Source organism: Erythrobacter sp., from assembly GCF_036351135.1.
Taxonomy (GTDB): Bacteria; Pseudomonadota; Alphaproteobacteria; order Sphingomonadales; family Sphingomonadaceae; genus Erythrobacter.
Map to the genome: position 1 here is coordinate 181,763 of NZ_JAZBON010000027.1, position 19,720 is coordinate 201,482.

The following is a 19,720-nucleotide window of genomic DNA, read 5'->3' on the forward strand; positions in this document are numbered from 1 at the left end:
GCCGGCTGCTACGCCAGGGCGATGGCGCTGAGCTGCCGACCATAGGTCGCCGCACCTTGGTGAACCGCATGGCGATAGGAGTGGTAGCGCCCCGGCAGGGCGTAAGTGTCGAGGTGCAGCGCCTGCGCGTCCCTGATCTCCGCTTTTCGTAAACGTTCGAGAATGTAGCCGGGTAGGTCGAATTGCCGGCGCTCGATCCCCTCACGCCGGGGCGCGGGGGCGAAATGATGCGCCTGTTCCTCACCGAATTTCTCGGCGAAAGCGGTATCCACCTCGTAGCTGGCTTGCGCGATGGTCGGGCCAAGCACCGCGCGGATAGCCGCGCGCCATGCCCCCAGCGCCTCCATCGCCGCAAGGGTATTTTCGAGCACCCCGCCATGCGCCCCGCGCCAGCCGGTATGTGCGGCGCCGATCACCCGCGCCTGCGGGTCGGCGAACAGGACAGGGCCGCAATCGGCTGTGACGATGCCGATGACGACGTCGCTGCGAGCGGTGACGACGGCGTCAGCGACCGGCCGCCCCGATGGGCGATCGGGCCAGCCGTCTCCGATCGTCACCACGTCCGCCGAATGGACCTGATGCGGTGTGTACAAAGGGGCGCCCGGGTTCAGCTCATGTGCCGCGGCGGCTCGCAGCTTGGCAATCGCCGCATCGTCCCCCTCGCCGCCGAAGCCGAACTGGTGCGCGCCGCCCGCCGAACCGAAGAAGCCGTGCGCCGTGCCTTCGAGCAGGGGCGAATGCGCGATGTCGAAGGGGAATTGCACCGAAGCGGCGGGAGCGGCGGGTTCAGCCATCGAGGCTGCGCGACACCTGTTCGTATGTGTCGCGCGACAGATTGCCGGCGGCGGCGATGCGTTCGAGCTCGCCCTTCATCAGCGCCGCGCGCCCCGCCTCGATCCGCCGCCAGCGCCCGAGCGAAGGGACGAAGCGCGCCGCGGTCTGCGGATTGATCGGATCGAGCGCCAGAATGACGTCGGCGATCAGGCGATAGCCCGACCCATCCGCCGCGTGAAAGCCTAATGGATTGCCCGCAAAGGCCATGTAGAGCGAGCGCACGCGGTTGGGATTGCTCATGGTGAAATCGGGATGCTTTGCGAGCGCGCGGACCTGCTCCAGCACGTCCGGATGGAGCGAAAGCGCCTGCAACGTGAACCACTTGTCGATCACGAGATCGTTGCCGCGATACCGCTCGTAGAACGCATCGAGCTTCGCCGCGCGTTCAGGCGCATCGAGGCCGGCGAGGACCATCAGCGCGCCCTGCCGATCGGTCATGTTGTCGGCACGGTCGAACTGATACGCGGCGAGCTCGGCGGCTTTCGCCGGGTCGCTTGCGGCGGTGTAGACCAGCACCTGCGTCTTAACCTTGCGCGCCCCGCGGCCGGCGGGATCGTCGAACGCGATCTTCTCGGCGCGATCGTAGAGGGCGTGAAACTCCTTCGCACAGGCGCGGCCGATGGCGGCCTTTAGCCCCTCACGCGCTTGGTGGATTGTGCCCGGATCCGCCTTCGCGTGTCCTGTTGCCATCGCCTCGAACAGATAGGTCTCGCTCGGCAGCATCAGTAATTCGCCGCGCATCGCATCGTCGATCGCCTCGTCGGTCAGGACCGCGCGGAACGCTTCGACAAGGCCTTCCTCGCCCTCTGGATCGGCTTGCCCGCGCGCGACGCTCACCAGATGCCCGACGGCGAGCTCCTGCATCGCTTCGTATCGCGCGAAGGGATCGTCGTCATGCGCAGCGAGAAAGACGAGGTCTTGCCGGCTTAGATCGCGCTCGATGATGACGGGCGCGGTGAAGCCGCGATTGATCGAGACCACCGGATCAGGACCGGCCAGCGGATATTCAAAGACCTGCTCCGCGTCGGTCAAGATCGCCAGCTGCTCCGGCCCGGTCGCGCCGGTCCCGCGCGAATGCACCGCGAGGCGCAAGGGGATGACCATCGGCTGCTTTTTCGGCTGGCCGGGCGTGGGCGGGACGCTCTGCGACAAGGTCAGCCGGAGACCATCGCCTATCTCTTCCTGCACCACCTTTACGCGCGGCGTGCCCGCCTGTTCGTACCAGCGGCGAAACTGCGCAAGGTCGAGCCCCGCCCCGTCCTCGATCGACCGGATGAAGTCCTCGCAGGTCGCCGCCTCGCCGTCGTGCCGGTCGAAATAGGTGTCTGTTCCGGCGCGGAACTGTTCTTCCCCGGCCATGCTGCGCATCATGCGGATGACCTCGGCGCCCTTGTTGTAGACTGTAGCGGTGTAGAAATTGCTGATCTCGCGGTAGCTGTCCGGGCGGATCGGATGGGCGAGCGGCCCGGCATCTTCGGGATACTGCGCCGCGCGAAGAATGCGCACATCCTCGATCCGCTTGACCGCTTCCCCGCGCATATCCTGGCTGAACAGCTGATCGCGCAGGACGGTGAAACCCTCCTTGAGACTCAGCTGGAACCAGTCGCGGCAGGTGATGCGGTTGCCCGACCAGTTGTGAAAATATTCGTGCGCGATCACCCCCTCGACCGCGTCGAAATCGCCGTCGGTCGCGGTGTCGTGATCGGCGAGGACGTATTTGGTGTTGAAGACGTTCAGGCCCTTGTTCTCCATCGCCCCCATGTTGAAGTCCGACACGGCGACGATGTTGTAGAGGTCGAGATCGTATTCGCGCCCGAAGGTCTGCTCGTCCCATTCCATGGCTCGGTGCAGCGATGCCAACGCGTGATCGGTGCGCTCTAGATCGGCATCGCGCACCCAGATATTGCATTCGACCTCGCGGCCCGAACGGGTGGTGAAAGGGCCGGACTTGGCGACGAGATCGCCGGCGACCAGAGCAAAGAGATAGGAGGGCTTGGGCCACGGGTCGTGCCATTCGGCGAAGTGGCGGCCGTCTTCTAGCTCGCCCTCTTCCTCCTTGTTGCCATTGCACAGCAGGATCGGGAAGCGCGCCTTGTCCGCTTCCATCCGCACCCGGTAGGTCGAGAGGACGTCTGGCCGGTCGGGGAAGAAGGTGATGCGGCGGAATCCTTCGGCCTCGCATTGGGTGCAGAGCATGCCGCCCGAGGCGTAAAGCCCCATCAGCTGCGTGTTGCTGCCCGGATCGATCTCGGTGACGATTTCGACCGAATGCGCATCGCCGGCAAGGGTCAGGACAAGGTCGGAGCCGTCCATCTCCCAATCGTTCACCGCCTCGCCGTCGACCTTGACGCTGTGCGCCGCAAGGCCGTCGCCATCGAGGCGCAACACATCGCTTTTCTCGGTAGCGGGATTGCGTTCAAGCGTCAGGGTGGAGGTGACGCGGGTTTTATCCGCGCCAAGATCGAAATGAAGCTGCATTTCGGGCAGGAGCCAGGGATAGGGCCGATAATCCTCGCGCCGGATGACGGGCGGCTCGTGCGGGGTGGGCGCGGCGTCGGCGAGTTCGGGGTTGCCGTCGGGGTTCGTCGGGGTCCTGGCGATATCCATGCCAGTGGATTTAGGTTGCTTTGGGCGCGCATCCAACGACAAAGGCTGCGGGAATGGCGCATTTATTCATCTTCGGCCTTGGCTACAGCGCCAAACGGATCGCCGCGACGATGCGCGCGCGCGACTGGGACGTGAGCGCGACGGGGAGCCATGGCGACCTCGCCTTCGACGACCGCAAGACCGTATCGGCGGCTCTTGCGAAAGCCAGCCATGTCCTCTCCTCGGTCCCGCCCGATCGCGAGGCGAACGAAGACCCGGTGCTCGCAAATTACGGCGAAGCGATCGAGAGGCATGCCCTGTTCTACCTGTCTTCCACCGGGGTCTATGGCGATGCGGGCGGGGCCTGGGTCGACGAGGCATCGCCGACCGGCCATGGCCGCCGCAATGCGCGAAGCGATGCCGATGCCGCCTGGATGGCGCGCGGTGCACGGGTCTTTCGCCTGCCGGGGATCTACGGCCCGGGACGCAGCGCGCTCGACCGGGTGCGAGCGGGCAAGGCGCGGCGGATCGACCTTCCCGGACAGGTCTTCAGCCGCGTCCATGTCGAGGATATTGCAAGCGGTGTCGCCGCCGCGCTCGTGCAGGACGCAGCCCCGGGTGCCTACAATCTGGGCGACGACCTGCCCGCGAGCGGCAATGCGGTGACCGAACATGCCTGCCGTCTCCTGGGCATCGAACCACCGCCGCTTGAGACACTCGAAGAAGCTAACCTGTCCGAAATGGCGCGCGGCTTCTATGCCGAGAACCGGCGCGTCGCGAACGGCAAGGCTAAAAGGTTGCTGGGATGGCGGCCAGCCTATCCAACCTATGTGGAAGGTCTAGCGGCGCTGCTTTGACCTGAGCGCGAACACCATCCCAACCACCGCGAGCACCATCCCGCTCGCGGTCAGCCAGGTCCAGCGATAATCCTCGAACATCGTCGAGAGCAGCATCGCGACCGAAATCGTGACGATCGAATTGTAGGCCGTCCGCCCCGCGCCGATCTCGCGCACCAGATTGTAATGCAGCGGAAAGGTGACGACCGATCCGATCAGCGCGAGGTAGACGATCCCGCCCCAATAGCCGGCGCCGGTGGGGAGCGGCGGCGGGCCGGCGGTGGCCAGCGCGAAAGCGAGGTCGAAGACGGTGCCGTAGAGCATCGCCCAGGCGAGCAGGCTGACCATCGGCACCGCGCGTCCGACCCGGTTCGCCTGCACGACATTGGCGAGCGAGGCGGCGAGGATACCGAGCAGCGCCAGCACGATGCCGAGCGCGACATTGCCGCCGACGACGCCGGCATCGGGATTCGCTCGCCATTCGTGCCACAGCAGGAACGCGACGCCGATCACCGCGACGGCGCTGCCCCTCACGAAGCCGCCCGACACCCGTTCGCCCAGAAACAGATGCGCGAGCCAGGCATTGGGGACCATCAGCAGGCCGAACATCATCGCGACGATGCCCGACGTGACGTAGAGCTCGGCGTGATAGACGAACAGGAAATTGCCGCAGAACTGGAACAGCCCGACGATCAGCGCGAGCCTGTGTTCGGGTGCGGTCAACGCCAGCCGGCGCTTCATGACGAAGGCGACCGCGAACAGAGCGGGCGTCGCCAGCAGGAACCGATAGAACACCGACCAGGCCGCGGGCACGCCGTCGATCTGGCCGGTGATGACGAACCAGGTCGAGCCCCAGATCGCGCCGGTCAACACGAAGGGGATCAGCACCCGCGCGCTCAGAAGCGCCGGGCCTTCCGAGCCGTGCGGACCGCTCACAGCCCCGCGATTGCCTTGCCGAGCGCCGTCGCGTCTTCCTGCCTCGTATCCCAAGCGGCGACGAAGCGCGCGGCGTGTGCACCCCAGTCGTAGAACGCAAAGCCTTGTTCGCGCAGGGTCTCGCGCTCGGCAGGCGACAATGCGACGAACAGCTCGTTCGCCTCGACTGGATGGAGCAGGCGCTCGCCGCATCCGCCGGCCACTTCGCGCGCTGCGGCATTGGCGTGGGCGGCGTTGGCGAGCCACAGATCGTCCTCGAGCATGGCGAGAATTTGCGCCGCGAGATAGCGGCCCTTGCACTGCAAATGCCCGGCGCGCTTGCGGCGATAGCGCACCAGCGCAGCCTGCTCGGGGTCGAACAGGACGATGGCTTCCGCGCTCATCGCGCCGTTCTTGATGAAGCCGAAGGCGAGGCTGTCGACGCCGCGCGCGGCATGCCGTGCCGCCGCCCGCGCATCGCCGCCCAGAAACGCCGCGGCATTGGCGAAGCGCGCGCCGTCCATATGGATGCCGAGACCGCGCTCGTCGGCGAAAGCGCGCAAGGAAGCGAGTTCGCTTTCATTGTAGGTGCACCCATATTCGCTCGCCTGCGTGAGCGCGATCGCATGCGGCTGAACCTGGTGAACATCGTCGCGAATGGGATCGATCAGGGCAGCTATGCTTTCGGGCGACAGCTTCGCGTGCTCACCCTTCGCCAACATCAGCTTCGCGCCGTGGAGGTAGAAGCCGGGAGCGCCGCCTTCGTCGACCTCGATATGCGCTTCCTCGTGACAGATGACGCCGCCATGCGGCGGGCACATCGTCGCCAAGGCTAGGCAGTTCGCCGAAGTCCCCGTCGCGGTCCACAGGCCGGCGCATTCGCGGCCGAACAGATCGGAAAAGCGCTCGTCGAGCTGCGCGGAAAGCCTATCGCCGTCATAAGGGCTGTCGGCGCTGTCGGCGGCGCACATCGCCTCCCATACCGCGGGGTGAACCGGGGCGGCATTGTCGGAGAGAAAGGGGGCCGCATCGTGCATCGCGGAACGCGTCTAGTGGCTTGATCGTAGTTGGCAAGAAGGAGCCACCATGACGAACGATATCGCAGATCGCGTGACGATCACCCACCACGCGCTGGGCCAGGGCGGCAAATATGTCGCGCAAGTCGCGGGCGAAAGCCATCAGGGCCATCTCGAATGGGAGCCGCGCACCGGTCTGCCCAAGGAAGACGTCACCGCCGATACGCGGGTCGCCACCCATACGATCGTCCCGCCGGAGATCGGCGGGCAGGGGATCGCGGGTCTGCTGGTCGAACGGCTCGTCGCCGATGCGCGCGAGAAGGGCTTCAAGATCGTGCCCCAATGCTCCTATGTCGCAAAGAAATTCGAGGAACATCCCGATTGGGCGGACCTTAAGGCTTGAGGCTCGCCTGCTGGCTTTCGAGCCGGGAGAAATCGGTAGCGGCGATGGTCGCGACGACCTGGCGACGGACTTCGCGTGCGCGCTCGATCGGAATGCCGGGAATGGCGAAAGTCCCGCCCGCCTGGCCCAGCCGCAGCGTCGCATAGCCGCGCAGCCGCGCGATCGGGCCCTGCGCGATCTCGACCGAATGAAGCTTCAGCCGGGTCGCGATCTGCGTCTCGGGCGAAAGCAGGCCGTCGCGCGCCATGATCTGCTCGCGACCAAGCGCATGGCGTTTGAAGCGCCAGGAATAATAGGCCGCGAACATCGCGAACAGGCCGACAGCGAACAGCGCCCCGCCAACCAGAGGCTTCCACGTCGCCGGATCGATCATATGGGCGATGAAGAAGCCCGCGGCGGCGAGGAAGAAGAAGATGCTGTCGATGATCATCGCATCTCCGCGATAGCGCGAGGAGGCGCGGTGCCAGTCGGTGTCGGCTGCCGGCAGGGAGAAGCCCGCCGCCTCGACCACCGGCTCGATCTCGTCGATCTGGCCGAAGGGCACGACGACATGGCTCGACGAGCCCGCATCGCGCGCCAGGCTGACGAATTTGAGATTGTGCCAGCCGAAGCGGTAGCGGATGAAGCGGGTGCCGATCGAGAGACCCTGCACCCGGTGGATCGGCATGACCACGTCGGTGCGGGTCAGCAGGCCGCGCCGCCGCCGGAAACCGCGCGCCGTGCGCTCCAGCAGGAAATTCCATTCGCGCAGGAACACACGCACCATGCCGGTGAGCGAGCCGACGATGAGCAAGGCGATCAGGCCGAGCGCGGCGCCGATCCCCTGCATCGTCCGGTCGAGCTGGCGAAAGTCGAGGCCGTAGCGTTCGATCAGGCCCTGCCAGTTGTCCGGATCCCATACCTCGAAGTCGCCGAACATATCGAGATATTGTGCCAGCCCGCCGAGCACCGCGAACACCGCCAGCGAGAATTCGAACAAGCCAAAGGTGAAGAGCCGGCGCGGCCCCATCGCGAAGAGCACCTCCCCATCCGCCTCGGCGGTGGTGTCGCCGCCTTGAACCACGCCCGCCTTGTGCGCAACAGCCGGCTCGGCTTCGTCGCGCCTCTCGCGCACCAGGCGGCGCAATTCCTCGCCGCGCTCCTCGGTGAGAAAGGCAAGGCTCAGGTCCTCGCCGCCGCCTGCACCCGTTTCGAACTTGACCGCGACCAGGCCTAGCAGCCGCGCGAGGAACTTCTGTTCGAGGCTCACATCCTGAATGCGTTCATAGGGGACCGAGCGTGCCGCGCGGCTGAGCACCCCGCTCTCGACGCGAATGTCCTGCGCCCCAATGGTGTAGGTCAGCCGCTTCCAGTGGAAATAGGCGAAGACGGTGCCGACGATGACGATCGCAATGCCGACCAATATGGCGCCGAGAAGACCGGTGCCCCCGGTGCTGAAGGTGATGGCCGCGAAGGGCAGGACCGCGTTCTGCACCGAGGTCAGCAGGCCGAGCAGGATGCTGGTCGGCGCGGTGTGCTGCGGAGCCGAAGACGGCTCGGCTACGGAGGCTTGCGGCGAAAGAGCCGCGGCGGGCTCGGTCACAGGCTTTCGCGCTTGATATGCGCGCGGATCGTCTCGCGCATGGCGACCGCATCTGCGTGGGCGAGCCCCGGCAACTTGACCGAAGCATTGTGACTGCCCGCCGTGTGCAAGGTCAGCGTAGCGATGGAAAGCGCGCGTTCGATCGGCCCCTGATCGACGTCGATATGCTGAACCCGGCCAAACGGCACGACCGTGTCCGACCGGGTGAGCACGCCGCGCACCACGCGCAGCCGGTCGGCCCCCATCTGATAGCCGCGCGCATTGAACCGCGCGACCGGCACACGGATGGCGATGATGAGCGCGGCGATGAAAGCGGGCACGCTGACGAGGCCGAACGGGATCGGCGCGCCTCCGGCCTGGATCGCGGCGTCGGCGATGAGGCCCGCGAGCAGGACGAAAAAGGCGACGAACAGCGCGCCGATCCGCATCAGCAGCTTGTAATTGGGATCGAGCCGGGTGAGCGCGCCGTTATCGTCGACAGCGTCCAATGGCGCGTCCGGCTGCGAGACTTCGGGCCGCGGCGTGTAGGACGCATCGCGCGGATAAGGTGCCGACGCGCTCTGGCGCGGATCATCGGGCGACACGGCCTCTGGGTTCATCCGCCGCTCGCCCGATCGCCGTTCCGGGCGGGCCGAGCCCGAGCGCGAGCCGCCGATCTGACCGAAGAGGTTCTGCGCCGGCTCTCGCGAGGAGGGGGAGGCGGACGGCGCGCCTTCTCCGTCGCGGCCCTCACTGCCAGCGCCTTCGCTGCCCTTCCCGTCGCCTGGCGATTGTTCGTCCATGGCCCGTTTCATGCGGAGCCGACGGCCTCAGCGCAAGCTCAAAGCGCGCATCTTCACCGCCGCTGGTCGAAGCGCCGCCCGATCATTGCCGCGGTGATGTTGGTCTTCTGCACATCGATCGCCCCGCCAGCGATCCCCCAGGCATAGGCATCGCGCAGGCGCTGCTCCATGCCGTATTCCTTGTGATAGCCATATCCGCCCATCACCTGCATGCCGAGTGCCGCGACCTCGCGCACCATCTCGTTGGCAAAGCATTTGGCGAGACTGCTTTCATAGGCGGTCGGCAGGCCGTCTGGCTGGGTGTCGGCATTGGCTGCCGCGCGGTGGATCAGCAGCCGCGCCGCCTCGACCTTCATCGCCATTTCCGCAAGCTTCATCTGCACCGCCTGGAAATCGACGATCGGCTTGCCGAAGGCTTCGCGTTCCTGCGTGTATTCGAGCACCTGTTCGAGCGCGGCGGCCGCGACGCCCAGCGCCTGGGTCGCATTGCCGCATCGTTCGAGCCCGAAGGCGCTCATCAGCCGGCCGAACCCGCCCGCCCCGATGATGAGGTTCTCCGCCGGCACGTGCACGTCGTCGAAGGTGATGTCGGCGGTGGGAATGCCGCGAAAGCCCATCAGCTCCTCGCGCTTGCCGAAACTGACGCCGTCCATGTCTTTCTCGATCAGCACCGCGCCAATCCCGCGCGCACCCGCCTCCTCGCTCATCCGGCAATAGGTGACGTAATAGTCCGAATGCCCGCCCCCGCTGGTCCAACGCTTGGCGCCGTTGACGACGTAGGCGCCTGCCCCGGACCCCGATCCGGGGCCGTCCCCTGCGCGCGCGGTCGTGGTGAGATCGGTCAGCGCCGTACCCGCATTCGCCTCCGACATCGAAACCGCGACGATCGCCTCGCCGCGGATTACCTGCGGCAGGATCCGCGCCTTCATGTCGTCCGACCCGAATTTCTCGATCGTGCGCACAGGGCCAGTGAGCGCTTCGAACACCGGAAAGGCGACCGCGTTGGAGACCTGTGCGAACTCCTCGAGCACCAGCAGCGCCTCGATATGGCCAAGTCCCAGCCCGCCATACTCTTCCGGCAGATTGACGCCGAGAAAGCCCATCTCGCCATAGGTGCGCAGCATGTCGGGAGGGACGGGAAAGTCCTTCTCCTCCATCTCGCGAGCAAGGTCCGGCAGTTCGGCGCGGGCAAACTTACGCGCGGTCTCCCGAAGCTCGAGCTGCTGATCAGTCAAAGTGAATTGCATGAGGGAAGGTCTGACGCGACAAGCCCAAAGGCGCAACCCAAACGGTTGCATACGCGACCGCGCGCCCGCAGGCGCCCCGAAGCGGAGCGTAGGGAATAGCGCCGAGGAGTTCGCCCAGAGGGGCGAACACAAACAAAAAATCATTTCCGAAGGAAATGGTGCTGCTGGAGAGAATTGAACTCTCGGCCTCACCCTTACCAAGGGTGCGCTCTACCACTGAGCTACAGCAGCTTGCCAGAGGCGAGGCGCTATTGTCGGCTCCCTATCGAATGTCAAGCACGGGCTTGCGCGCGGCGGCGGGGAAAGCCAAGGGTTTCGCATGGCCGATACCGACCGCAACAATATGTCCCGCGAGGAGCGGCTGGCGGCGAAATTGCGCGAGAACCTGAGGCGGCGCAAGGCGCAGACCCGCGCGATGGCCAGCGAATCGCGCGGCGACGGGGTTTCCAAGCCGAAGGACCAGGGCTAACGCGCGTTTTTATGTAGCGGCCAAGCCACCCGCGCCCTCCACCTTTCCACCCGGATTATCACTCCGGAGTACGATCCGGGTGGAAAGGTGGAGGGCGCGGGCGGCCCCGGCATCGTGGAGAAGACATGCCCAAACTCATTCTCGTGCGTCACGGCCAGAGCCAGTGGAACCTCGAAAACCGGTTCACCGGGTGGTGGGACGTAGATCTCACCGAGAAAGGCGTCGCCGAAGCGAAGGAGGCCGGGCGCTTGATGCGCGAGAAGGGCGTGTGGCCGACGATGTGTTTCACATCGTACCAGACCCGCGCAATCAAAACGCTCAACATCGCGCTCGAAGAGATGGATCGCCTGTGGCTGCCCGTTACCAAGGACTGGCGCCTCAACGAGCGGCATTATGGCGGGCTCACCGGTCTCAACAAGCAGGAGATGCGCGAGAAACACGGGGATGAGCAGGTGCATATCTGGCGCCGCAGCTTCGACACGCCGCCTCCGCCGATGGAGCCTGGAAGCGAATACGATCCGGGCGCCGATCCGCGCTATGATGGGATCGATGTACCCAATACCGAGAGCCTCAAGCTGACAATCGAGCGTGTGTTGCCCTATTGGGAAAGCGATATCCTCTCAGTGCTGGCCAGCGGCGAGACGGTAATCATTTCCGCCCATGGCAATTCCTTGCGGGCGCTGGTCAAGCACCTATCGAACATTTCGGATGAGGACATTACGGGGCTGGAGATTCCCACCGGCCAACCGATCATTTACGACTTTGACGCCAGAGATGATGGACGCATGGTGCCGGGCGAACGGTATTATCTGAAGGACAGCTGAGGGGCGTATTTTGGGAGGGAAAGTTGCCATCGTAATGGGAAGCCAGTCGGACTGGCCGACGATGACCTGCGCCGCCGAGGTGCTGGACGAGCTTGACGTCGCGTACGAGGCGCGGATCGTCTCCGCGCACCGCACGCCCGACCGGATGAGCGCCTTTGCCAAGGGCGCGAAGGGCGACGGCTTCGACGTCATTATCGCGGGCGCAGGGGGCGCTGCGCATCTGCCCGGCATGATCGCAGCAATGACGCATCTTCCGGTGCTCGGCGTACCGGTCCAGTCGAAGGCGCTTTCGGGCATGGATAGCCTTCTCTCCATCGTGCAGATGCCCGCCGGGGTTCCGGTGGGCACGCTCGCCATCGGCGAGGCGGGCGCGAAGAATGCAGGACTGTTGGCCGCCGCGATCCTCGCGCTCGGCGATGAAGACCTCTCCCAGCGGCTGCAGGATTGGCGCGCGGCGCGCAGCGGCGATGTAGGCGAGACACCGGTCGACTGATGGCAAACGACACCCCTCTTCCTCCCGGATCGACCATCGGCATTCTCGGCGGCGGCCAGCTTGGCCGCATGCTCGCCATATCGGCAGCGCAGCTCGGCTATCGCTCGATCGGTTACGCGCCCGAAGGCGATAATGTGGCTGCGCCGATCTGCGGCGACTTCTTCGAGAATGGCTGGGGCAACAAACCCGCACTCGCCGCTTTCGCCTCGCAATGCGACGTCATCACCTGGGAATTCGAGAACGTCCCGCTCGCCGCGGTCGAGGCCATACCGCCCCGCCTTCTCGCACCGGAACGCCGCGCGCTCGAAGTGGCGCAGGATCGCCTCAAGGAGAAGCGCTTCGTCGAAGAGTTGGGCGCGACATGCGCGCCCTATATGCGGATCGACAGCGACGAGGACCTCAAGCGCGCGCTCGAGCGGATCGGCACGCCCGGCATCCTCAAGACCGCCCGCGATGGCTATGACGGCAAGGGCCAGTGGCGCATCGCCAGCGCGCACGAAGCCACCGGCGTCCGCTTTCCCGGCCGCCAGTGCATCTACGAAGGGCTCGTGGATTTCCAGGCGGAGTTCTCGGTAATCCTCGTGCGGGCCGCGGATGGAACGGTGCGCTTCTGGGATTCCTCGGCCAACACGCATGAAGGCGGGATGCTGGTCCAGTCGGTCATACCCGCCGGAACTGCTGTTGAGGGACAGGTCGAGGCCGCCCGAGACATCGCCAAGCAGACCGCCGATGAGCTCGCCTATGTCGGGGTGTTGACACTCGAATTCTTTGCCACTGCGAATGGACCGCTGTTCAACGAGATGGCCCCGCGCGTCCACAATTCGGGCCACTGGACGATCGAAGGCGCGGCGACGAGCCAGTTCGAAAACCACATCCGCGCAATCTGCGGACTGCCGCTGGGCGGCACAGAAACCCGCTTCGCCAGCATCGACATGCGCAATATCGTCGGCGAAGACGCGCTTTCCGCCCATGCCATCCTGGCCGAAGACGGCGAGCCACATCTCCACCTCTACGGCAAGCTGGAGGCGCGCGAGGGGCGCAAGATGGGCCATGTGACGCGCGTTTCGGGAAGCAGGGCTTGATAACGCGGTGAGCGGCGAAATCATTCTGATCTATGCGCGCGCCGCCAATGGCGCGATCGGCAAGGACGGCCACCTGCCCTGGCACGTTTCCGCCGATCTCAAGCATTTCAAAGAGCTGACGATGGGCGAGAGCGGCGAAGGCCTACCCATGATCATGGGGCGCAAGACGTTCGAGGGCCTTCCCGGCCTACTGCCCGATCGTCGGCACATTGTCCTCACCCGGCGCGAACGCTGGGACAGCACCGGCGCGGAAATCGCGCATAGCGTGGACGAAGCCATCGCGCTCGCCCGCCGGGACGATCTCGACACCGATATCGCCGTAGTCGGCGGCGCGGCAATTTACGACGTCTTCTGGCCATATGCCGACCGGATCGAGATGACCCAGATCCACGCCGACTATCCCGGCGACACCTTTATGCGCGCGCCCGGCAGCGACTGGCGCGAAGTCGCACGCGAGGACCATGAGAGCGAGGGCGACAAGCCCTCCTTCTCCTTCCTCAGCTATGTTCGCCCACGCGAGAATGGCAACTGATGCGCTGGCTCGATCACCGCGAACCGGTCGCCCAGCCCCTACGCGGCGCCATCATCGCGCTCGGCAATTTCGACGGGTTCCACAAAGGCCATCAGGCGGTGGCGGGCGAGGCGATCCGCTGGGCGCATGAAGAGGGCCGCCCCTCGATCATCGCGACCTTCGACCCGCATCCGGTGCGTTTCTTCAAGCCAAACGTGCCGCCCTTTCGCCTGACGACGCTCGAACAGCGCCAGGAGCTTTATCTCGCCGCCGGAGCGACGGCGATGCTGGTGTTCCACTTCGACAAGGAGCTTGCGGGTACCAGCGCGGAAGATTTCATCACCGAAATCCTCATCGAACGCTTCGGCGCGCATGGCGTCGTCACCGGCGGCGACTTCACCTTCGGACAGGGCGCGAAGGGCGATGTCGAGTTGTTGCGCGACTTCGGGGGGGAGCACGGCCTCAAGTCGCGCGTGGTCGAGGCGGTGGAAGGCGGCGGCGAGGTCGTCTCTTCCAGCCGCATCCGCGAGGCCCTGCGCGAAGGCGACCCGCAACTCGCCGCACAGCTCCTCACCCGCCCCTTCGCCATTCGCGGGATCGTCGAACATGGCGACAAGAATGGGCGCAAGCTCGGCTATCCCACGGCTAACCTCGCGATCGACAAATATCTGCGCCCGAAATACGGCATCTACGCGGTGACCGGCCGCATCCTGGCCACCGGTGAAGAATTGAATGGTGCGGCCAATGTCGGCATCCGCCCGCAATTCGAGCCGCCCAAGGAGTTGCTCGAACCGCATTTCTTCAATTTCGATGGCGATCTCTACGGTCAGGAAATCGAGGTCGCCTTCCACTATTTCCTGCGCGGCGAGGCGAAGTTCGACGATCTCGACGAACTGACCGCCCAGATGAAGAAGGATTGCGAGCGGGCCAGGCGCTTACTTGCCGAACACTAAGATCGGAACGCCGGATGCGAACCGGGCGTTGAGGGGGTGACGAACCTACCCAACAAACCGGAGGCTTGCCGATCATGAACGCAGCGCTACTCGAAAAACGCCAGAACCGTTATCGCCAATCCAAGCCCGCTTTTCTCGGGCGCGGGATCGACCGGCTGACCAACCCCGTCGGCGCGACGCTTGCCGGAATGGTGCCCAACTGGATCGTCGAGAAGGTGTTGAACGGCATCGATCGCGCATCGGCGCGGGCACCGCTCGGCACCTTCACCCATGATCGCGACGATCTTGCCGCCTGTATCGACGCCGCCGAGGAGGTCGAAAGCACTGCCAAGCGCCTCAACGCCGCTTCAGGCGCGGGTGCGGGCTTTTTCGGCGCCATTACCGCCAGCGCCGATATCCCGACAACCATCGGCTTGGCGCTCGCCAATATCCGCGACACGGGCCGCGCCTATGGCTTCGACGGGATCGGCGATCGCGAACGCCTGTTCCGGCTGCAGATCCTCGAACTTGCTGCCACGCCCGACCGCGACAGCCGCCAGCCGCTCATCGATCAGCTTATGGCGGGGATCGAGACCGGCGGCGCGCTCATGCCCTTCACCGACAAGAATATCGAGCCGATCGTCGATCAGGTGGTCGAACGCGTCTCGCGCGCGGTCGCCTTCGCCGCCTTCCGTTCGCGGCTGGGCATGGTCGTGCCGCTGGTCGGCTCGGCCGTCGGGGGTATCGTCAACGCGCAGTTCCAGGGCGACGTTGCCAAGGCGGCGCGCTTTGCCTTCGAAGCGCGGCGGCTGAAAGCGCTCGAGGAATAGGCGCAGCGCTCCTCGCGCTTTCTTTCGGGCTTTATCGCGCGCGCCAGATATCCTAACGGCAGCGCCTTATGTCCGATACCAAGCGAGATTACCACGACACCGTCTTCCTGCCCAAGACGGATTTCCCGATGAAAGCCGGCCTTCCCGCAAAGGAGCCGGGCATCGAGGCGCGCTGGCGCGAGATCGGGCTGTACGAGAAACTGCGCGAGGCGCGTCGGGGCCGCGAGAAATTCATTCTCCATGATGGCCCACCTTATGCCAATGGCGACATGCATATCGGGCACGCGCTCAACCACATACTGAAAGACATGGTCTGCCGCACGCAGAACCTGATGGGCAAGGATGCGCCCTATGTGCCGGGCTGGGACTGTCATGGCCTGCCGATCGAGTGGAAGGTCGAGGAGCAGTACCGCAAGAAAAAGAAGAACAAGGACGAGGTTCCGGCAAAGGAATTCCGCGCCGAATGCCGCGCCTATGCGCAGAAATGGGTCGACGTTCAGCGCGAACAGCTAAAGCGCCTCGGCATCATGGGCGACTGGGACAACCCGTATCTGACGATGGACTTCCAGGCGGAGGCAACGATCGTTGCCGAGCTGATGAAGTTTGCGGAAAGCGGCAATCTGTACCGCGGGTCGAAGCCCGTGATGTGGTCGCCGGTGGAGAAGACCGCTCTGGCCGAGGCCGAGGTCGAGTACGAGGACCTGACGGATTCGCCGCAGATCGACGTGGCGTTCGAGATCGTCGAGAGCCCGATCGAAGAACTGGTCGGTTCGCACGCGGTGATCTGGACGACAACGCCGTGGACGATCCCGGTGAACCAGGCTTTGGCTTATGGGCGGGATGTTGAGTATATAGCTCTTCGTCTAACCGGCGGTATGCAAACATCGAGTGCCGCGGGAGACTGGGGAGAATTGCTATTCGGTCGAGGGGTTTTAGTAGCCAAAGAGCTATTTCAATACCTCTTCTCTCGAATGAGCGTTAGCGGAACTAAGTTTGATGTGCTGTGGAGTGGAAAAGGCTCCGACCTAGCCGGAACCAAGGTCCGTCACCCGATGCACCGTCTGGGCGGGTTCTACGAAACGCCCCGCCCGATGCTTTCGGGAGACTTCGTCACCACCGACAGCGGCACCGGCATCGTACACATGGCGCCCGATCACGGCGAGGACGATTTCGAGCTCTGCAAGGCGCATGGCATCAACCCCGTCTTCGCGGTGATGGACGATGGGCGCTATCGCGACGACTGGGCGTGGCTCGGCGGAGCGGATGAGCGCCGCCGCAGCGTCATCAACAAGCCCTTCAATGCGCCCGACGGGCCGATCTGCTCGGACCTGCGCGAAGCGGGTGCGCTGCTCAGCGCCTCCGCTGATTATGAGCATTCCTACCCGCATTCCTGGCGCTCCAAAGCCAAGGTGATCTACCGCGCGACCGCGCAATGGTTCGTGCCGATGGACAGCGATCTCGACGGCGGCGGGACGCTTCGCAGCCGCGCCCTCGCCGAAATCGAGCGCGTCGACTTCGTCCCGCCCAAAGGCGAGCGCCGGATCGGCTCGATGGTTGAGGGTCGGCCCGACTGGGTGCTCAGCCGCCAGCGCGCTTGGGGCGTGCCGATCACGCTCTTCGTGAGGCCCGACGGCAGCTATCTTCAGGATCCCGATGTGAACGCCCGCGTCGTCGCCGCGATCCGCGAGGATGGCGTCGATGCGTGGGAGGAAAGCCGCAAGGCCGAATTCCTCGGAAACGCGCACGATCCCGTCGACTACGAAATGGTCACCGACATTCTCGATGTCTGGTTCGATTCGGGTTGCACCCACGCCTTCGTCCTCGAAAGCGGGCGCTGGCCGGACTTACGCTGGCCCGCAGACCTCTATAGCGAAGGCTCCGACCAGCATCGCGGCTGGTTCCAGTCCTCGCTATTGCAAAGCTGCGCGACGCGGCGCCGCGCGCCCTACGATCAAGTGCTGACCCACGGCTTCACGATGGACGCCAAGGGTCGCAAGCAGTCGAAGTCGCTCGGCAATACGACCGATCCGGTCAAGATGATGGAGCAAACCGGCGCGGATATCATCCGCCTGTGGGCGCTCTCCGTCGATTTCACCGAAGACCACCGGATCGGCGACGAGATCGTCAAGGGCGTCTCCGACCAATATCGTCGCCTGCGCAACACCTTCCGCTACCTGCTTGGCGCGCTCGACGGGTTCGTGGGCGATATGTCCGACACGGGCGAAATCCCGGAGCTGGAACTCTACGTCCTCTCGCTGCTGAGTGAGCTGGACGGCAAGCTGCGCACAGCCGCGACCGAGTACGACTTCAACACCTACACGCGCTTGCTGGTCGATTTCTGCAACGAGGACCTGTCCGCCTTCTTCTTCGATATCCGCAAGGACACGCTCTATTGCGATGGGCCGGGCTCGACCACCCGCAACGCCTATCGCACCGTGCTCGACCTCTTGTTCCACGCGCTCGTCCGCTACGCCGCGCCGGTGCTGGTCTTCACCGCCGAGGAAGTGTGGAAGACGCGCTATCCCGAGGACGACGCGCAGGGCGGCAGCGTCCACCTGCTTGAATGGCCGAAAATTCCCGCCGTCACCGCCGACCGCGCCAAGTGGGACGCGCTGCGCACGCTTCGCGAACGCGTGACTGAGGCGATCGAGCCATTGCGCCGCGACAAGGTCATCCGCTCGAGCAACGAGGCCACCGTAACCGTCTCCGCCGACGCGGTCCCCGATGGCGTGAGCGACGCGCAGCTCGCCGAATTGTTCATCACCGGGACAGTGACGCGCGGCCAGGGGCAGGAGGTGCGCGTCGCCAAATCCTCCGACTGCAAATGCGGGCGCTGCTGGCGCCTGCTGCCCGACGTCGAGGAAGATGGCGCGCTTTGCGGACGATGTGAGAGCGTCATCGATGCGATGGATGTGGCTACGGCGTGAGCGACATCTTCACTCGCAACCGCCTGGTCGGCCTCGCTTTTGCCGCACTCATCGCCGCGATGGATCAGCTGGTAAAATGGTACGTGATCGGCCCCCTCAACTTGCGATCTGTGCGCAATATTGAGCTGCTGCCCTTCTTCGACCTCACCTATACCGAAAACCGCGGTATCTCGCTCGGCATGTTGCAGGCGACGACGCTGGAGATGCGATGGCTGCTGGTCGCGCTGACCGCGGGGATCGCGTTGATCGTGCTGGTGTGGATGATGCGCGAGCGGATCCTTGCCGATATCCTGGGTCTTGCGCTGATCCTGGGCGGCGCGATCGGTAATATCTACGATCGCTACGTGCTGGGCTACGTGATCGACTATGCCGATTTGCACATCGGCACATTCCGTCCCTTTCTCGTCTTCAATATCGCCGATGCGGCCATCACTATCGGCGTCGTCATCATCCTTGCGCGCAGCCTGTTCGTGCGCGACAATGAGGGCGATGCGGATGAAGCGAAACCACTCGCGGAGAATTCCAATGCGTAATCTTAGAGCCGCCCTTTGTCTCGCCGGTGCCGGCGCCATGCTCGCAGGCTGCGGCAGCGGCGGGCTGTTCAATCGCGATCGGCCCGACGAATTCGCGGTTCAGCGGCAGGCGCCGCTGGTCGTGCCGCCCGATTTCTCGCTCACCCCGCCCGCCCCCGGCGCGCCGCGCCCGGCCGAAGGAACCGCGCAGGAGCAGGCGCTCGACGCTCTGTTCGGCGGACCGGCACCGCGCAGCGCGATCGAGACGAGCGCGCTCGACCGTGCGGGCCAGGCCGCGCCCAGCATTCGCTCTCAGGTCGGCGACGAGGACACCAATACGGTCGCCAAGGGCCGGGTGACGCGTGACATCATCGCCGCGCCCGAGGGCGACGGCGCGGCGGCAAGCACCGTCATTCCGGGTTGAGCGGTCAGGCGACGCTGACGCTGCTCGAAATCGAGGCATCCTGCGTCAGGAATCGCCGTCCGGGTTGGATGACGAAGCTGGGGTCGAATTCGCGGTAGTCGCAGGTTATTTCGTCGCCTGCCGCTATGTCGCGAATTGCCCAGCCGATATTGGGGTCGGTAAAGTCCGTGTTCGGCTCCTCGGCGTGGTTCATGAACCGACCATTGTCGAATTCCACAACCGTAAGCCCTGCGCGGGTCATATGGGGGTATCCATAGCGCTCGATAAAGGATCGCTGAAGGTCGTTCATCGCGTCCAGATCACTGGGATGAAACAGCTGATCGAAGCGCTCATCTAGGGTCCAAATCGCGGTTCCGGCAACTATCGGGTCTGTCGCGAAAATGCCGACACCCTCGATCGCGCTTGGCCCCACATAGGCAGGAACAATCATCATCGGTTGCATGTCCAAGCGCACAGAGGGCGGGCGCTCGCGCATCGCCCGACTCGTCCGGCGATGAATGTCGAATGCGCCTTTT

At 64.9% G+C, this 19,720-nt stretch carries 20 protein-coding genes and 1 tRNA gene; 12 read left to right on the forward strand and 9 right to left on the reverse strand.

The window, feature by feature from the left end:
- Positions 1-8: 8 nt before the first annotated feature.
- Both V2I30_RS10485 and pepN read right to left on the reverse strand, forming a co-directional pair.
- A complete protein-coding gene (locus V2I30_RS10485) occupies positions 9-794 on the reverse strand; it encodes a polyphenol oxidase family protein (RefSeq protein ID WP_330662105.1) in 786 nt (261 codons plus the stop codon).
- Positions 787-3,441, reverse strand: a complete 2,655-nt coding sequence (gene pepN / locus V2I30_RS10490) for an aminopeptidase N (protein ID WP_330662106.1) — start codon at positions 3,439-3,441, stop codon at positions 787-789. Before pepN ends, V2I30_RS10485 begins: the two co-directional genes overlap by 8 nt.
- 53 nt (positions 3,442-3,494) lie before the next feature.
- On the opposite strand from pepN, the gene V2I30_RS10495 reads away from it, so the two are divergent.
- Entirely contained in the window at positions 3,495-4,277 is a 783-nt protein-coding gene (locus tag V2I30_RS10495) for an SDR family NAD(P)-dependent oxidoreductase (RefSeq protein WP_330662107.1), read from the forward strand.
- Here V2I30_RS10495 and V2I30_RS10500 read toward each other — a convergent pair.
- Both V2I30_RS10500 and V2I30_RS10505 read right to left on the reverse strand, forming a co-directional pair.
- Positions 4,260-5,192, reverse strand: coding sequence for a DMT family transporter (locus tag V2I30_RS10500; protein ID WP_330662108.1), 933 nt, complete (start codon positions 5,190-5,192; stop codon positions 4,260-4,262). The genes V2I30_RS10495 and V2I30_RS10500 overlap by 18 nt on opposite strands.
- Positions 5,189-6,208 (reverse strand): threonine aldolase family protein, encoded by a 1,020-nt coding sequence (locus V2I30_RS10505; RefSeq protein ID WP_330662109.1) that lies wholly within the window; start codon positions 6,206-6,208, stop codon positions 5,189-5,191. The genes V2I30_RS10500 and V2I30_RS10505 overlap by 4 nt, the downstream gene beginning before the upstream one ends.
- A gap of 49 nt (positions 6,209-6,257) precedes the next feature.
- Between V2I30_RS10505 and V2I30_RS10510 the strand changes: the two genes are divergently transcribed.
- Positions 6,258-6,590, forward strand: a complete 333-nt coding sequence (locus tag V2I30_RS10510; RefSeq protein ID WP_330662110.1) for a GNAT family N-acetyltransferase — start codon at positions 6,258-6,260, stop codon at positions 6,588-6,590.
- On the opposite strand, the gene V2I30_RS10515 is transcribed toward V2I30_RS10510, so the two are convergent.
- The 4 genes from V2I30_RS10515 to V2I30_RS10530 all read right to left on the reverse strand — a co-directional run bounded on the left by V2I30_RS10515 (position 6,580) and on the right by V2I30_RS10530 (position 10,432).
- Complete coding sequence (locus V2I30_RS10515) at positions 6,580-8,172, reverse strand: PH domain-containing protein (RefSeq protein WP_330662112.1); 1,593 nt, start codon at positions 8,170-8,172, stop codon at positions 6,580-6,582. The two genes, V2I30_RS10510 and V2I30_RS10515, sit on opposite strands and share 11 nt — an antisense overlap.
- Positions 8,169-8,966, reverse strand: a complete 798-nt coding sequence (locus V2I30_RS10520; RefSeq protein WP_330662113.1) for a PH domain-containing protein — start codon at positions 8,964-8,966, stop codon at positions 8,169-8,171. The genes V2I30_RS10515 and V2I30_RS10520 overlap by 4 nt, the downstream gene beginning before the upstream one ends.
- Positions 8,967-9,007: 41 nt before the next feature.
- Positions 9,008-10,201: an acyl-CoA dehydrogenase family protein gene (locus tag V2I30_RS10525; protein WP_330662114.1), complete on the reverse strand. Its 1,194-nt coding sequence runs from the start codon at positions 10,199-10,201 to the stop codon at positions 9,008-9,010.
- A gap of 156 nt (positions 10,202-10,357) precedes the next feature.
- Positions 10,358-10,432 (reverse strand) — tRNA-Thr (locus tag V2I30_RS10530).
- An 88-nt stretch (positions 10,433-10,520) separates the two neighbouring features.
- Between V2I30_RS10530 and V2I30_RS10535 the strand changes: the two genes are divergently transcribed.
- The 10 genes from V2I30_RS10535 to V2I30_RS10580 all read left to right on the forward strand — a co-directional run bounded on the left by V2I30_RS10535 (position 10,521) and on the right by V2I30_RS10580 (position 19,205).
- Positions 10,521-10,670 (forward strand): hypothetical protein, encoded by a 150-nt coding sequence (locus tag V2I30_RS10535; protein WP_330662115.1) that lies wholly within the window; start codon positions 10,521-10,523, stop codon positions 10,668-10,670.
- A 125-nt stretch (positions 10,671-10,795) separates the two neighbouring features.
- Positions 10,796-11,494 (forward strand): 2,3-diphosphoglycerate-dependent phosphoglycerate mutase, encoded by a 699-nt coding sequence (gene gpmA / locus V2I30_RS10540; protein WP_330662116.1) that lies wholly within the window; start codon positions 10,796-10,798, stop codon positions 11,492-11,494.
- Between the two features lie 10 nt (positions 11,495-11,504).
- Entirely contained in the window at positions 11,505-11,987 is a 483-nt protein-coding gene (purE, locus tag V2I30_RS10545; protein ID WP_330662117.1) for a 5-(carboxyamino)imidazole ribonucleotide mutase, read from the forward strand.
- Positions 11,987-13,069, forward strand: a complete 1,083-nt coding sequence (locus V2I30_RS10550) for a 5-(carboxyamino)imidazole ribonucleotide synthase (RefSeq protein ID WP_330662118.1) — start codon at positions 11,987-11,989, stop codon at positions 13,067-13,069. Before purE ends, V2I30_RS10550 begins: the two co-directional genes overlap by 1 nt.
- Before the next feature lie 7 nt (positions 13,070-13,076).
- Positions 13,077-13,601 carry a dihydrofolate reductase gene (locus V2I30_RS10555; RefSeq protein WP_330662119.1) on the forward strand — a complete coding sequence of 175 codons (525 nt, stop codon included), beginning with the start codon at positions 13,077-13,079 and terminating at the stop codon, positions 13,599-13,601.
- A complete protein-coding gene (locus V2I30_RS10560; protein WP_330662120.1) occupies positions 13,601-14,533 on the forward strand; it encodes a bifunctional riboflavin kinase/FAD synthetase in 933 nt (310 codons plus the stop codon). Before V2I30_RS10555 ends, V2I30_RS10560 begins: the two co-directional genes overlap by 1 nt.
- Positions 14,534-14,607: 74 nt before the next feature.
- Positions 14,608-15,342, forward strand: a complete 735-nt coding sequence (locus tag V2I30_RS10565; protein ID WP_330662121.1) for an EcsC family protein — start codon at positions 14,608-14,610, stop codon at positions 15,340-15,342.
- Positions 15,343-15,410: 68 nt separating this feature from the next.
- On the forward strand, positions 15,411-18,269 hold the full coding sequence (gene ileS, locus V2I30_RS10570) for an isoleucine--tRNA ligase (RefSeq protein ID WP_330662122.1): 2,859 nt from the start codon (positions 15,411-15,413) through the stop codon (positions 18,267-18,269).
- Positions 18,266-18,802: a signal peptidase II gene (gene lspA / locus V2I30_RS10575; protein ID WP_330662123.1), complete on the forward strand. Its 537-nt coding sequence runs from the start codon at positions 18,266-18,268 to the stop codon at positions 18,800-18,802. Before ileS ends, lspA begins: the two co-directional genes overlap by 4 nt.
- Positions 18,795-19,205: a DUF3035 domain-containing protein gene (locus tag V2I30_RS10580; protein WP_330662124.1), complete on the forward strand. Its 411-nt coding sequence runs from the start codon at positions 18,795-18,797 to the stop codon at positions 19,203-19,205. The genes lspA and V2I30_RS10580 overlap by 8 nt, the downstream gene beginning before the upstream one ends.
- 4 nt (positions 19,206-19,209) lie before the next feature.
- On the opposite strand, the gene V2I30_RS10585 is transcribed toward V2I30_RS10580, so the two are convergent.
- Positions 19,210-19,680 (reverse strand): SET domain-containing protein, encoded by a 471-nt coding sequence (locus tag V2I30_RS10585; RefSeq protein WP_330662125.1) that lies wholly within the window; start codon positions 19,678-19,680, stop codon positions 19,210-19,212.
- Positions 19,681-19,720: the final 40 nt, after the last annotated feature.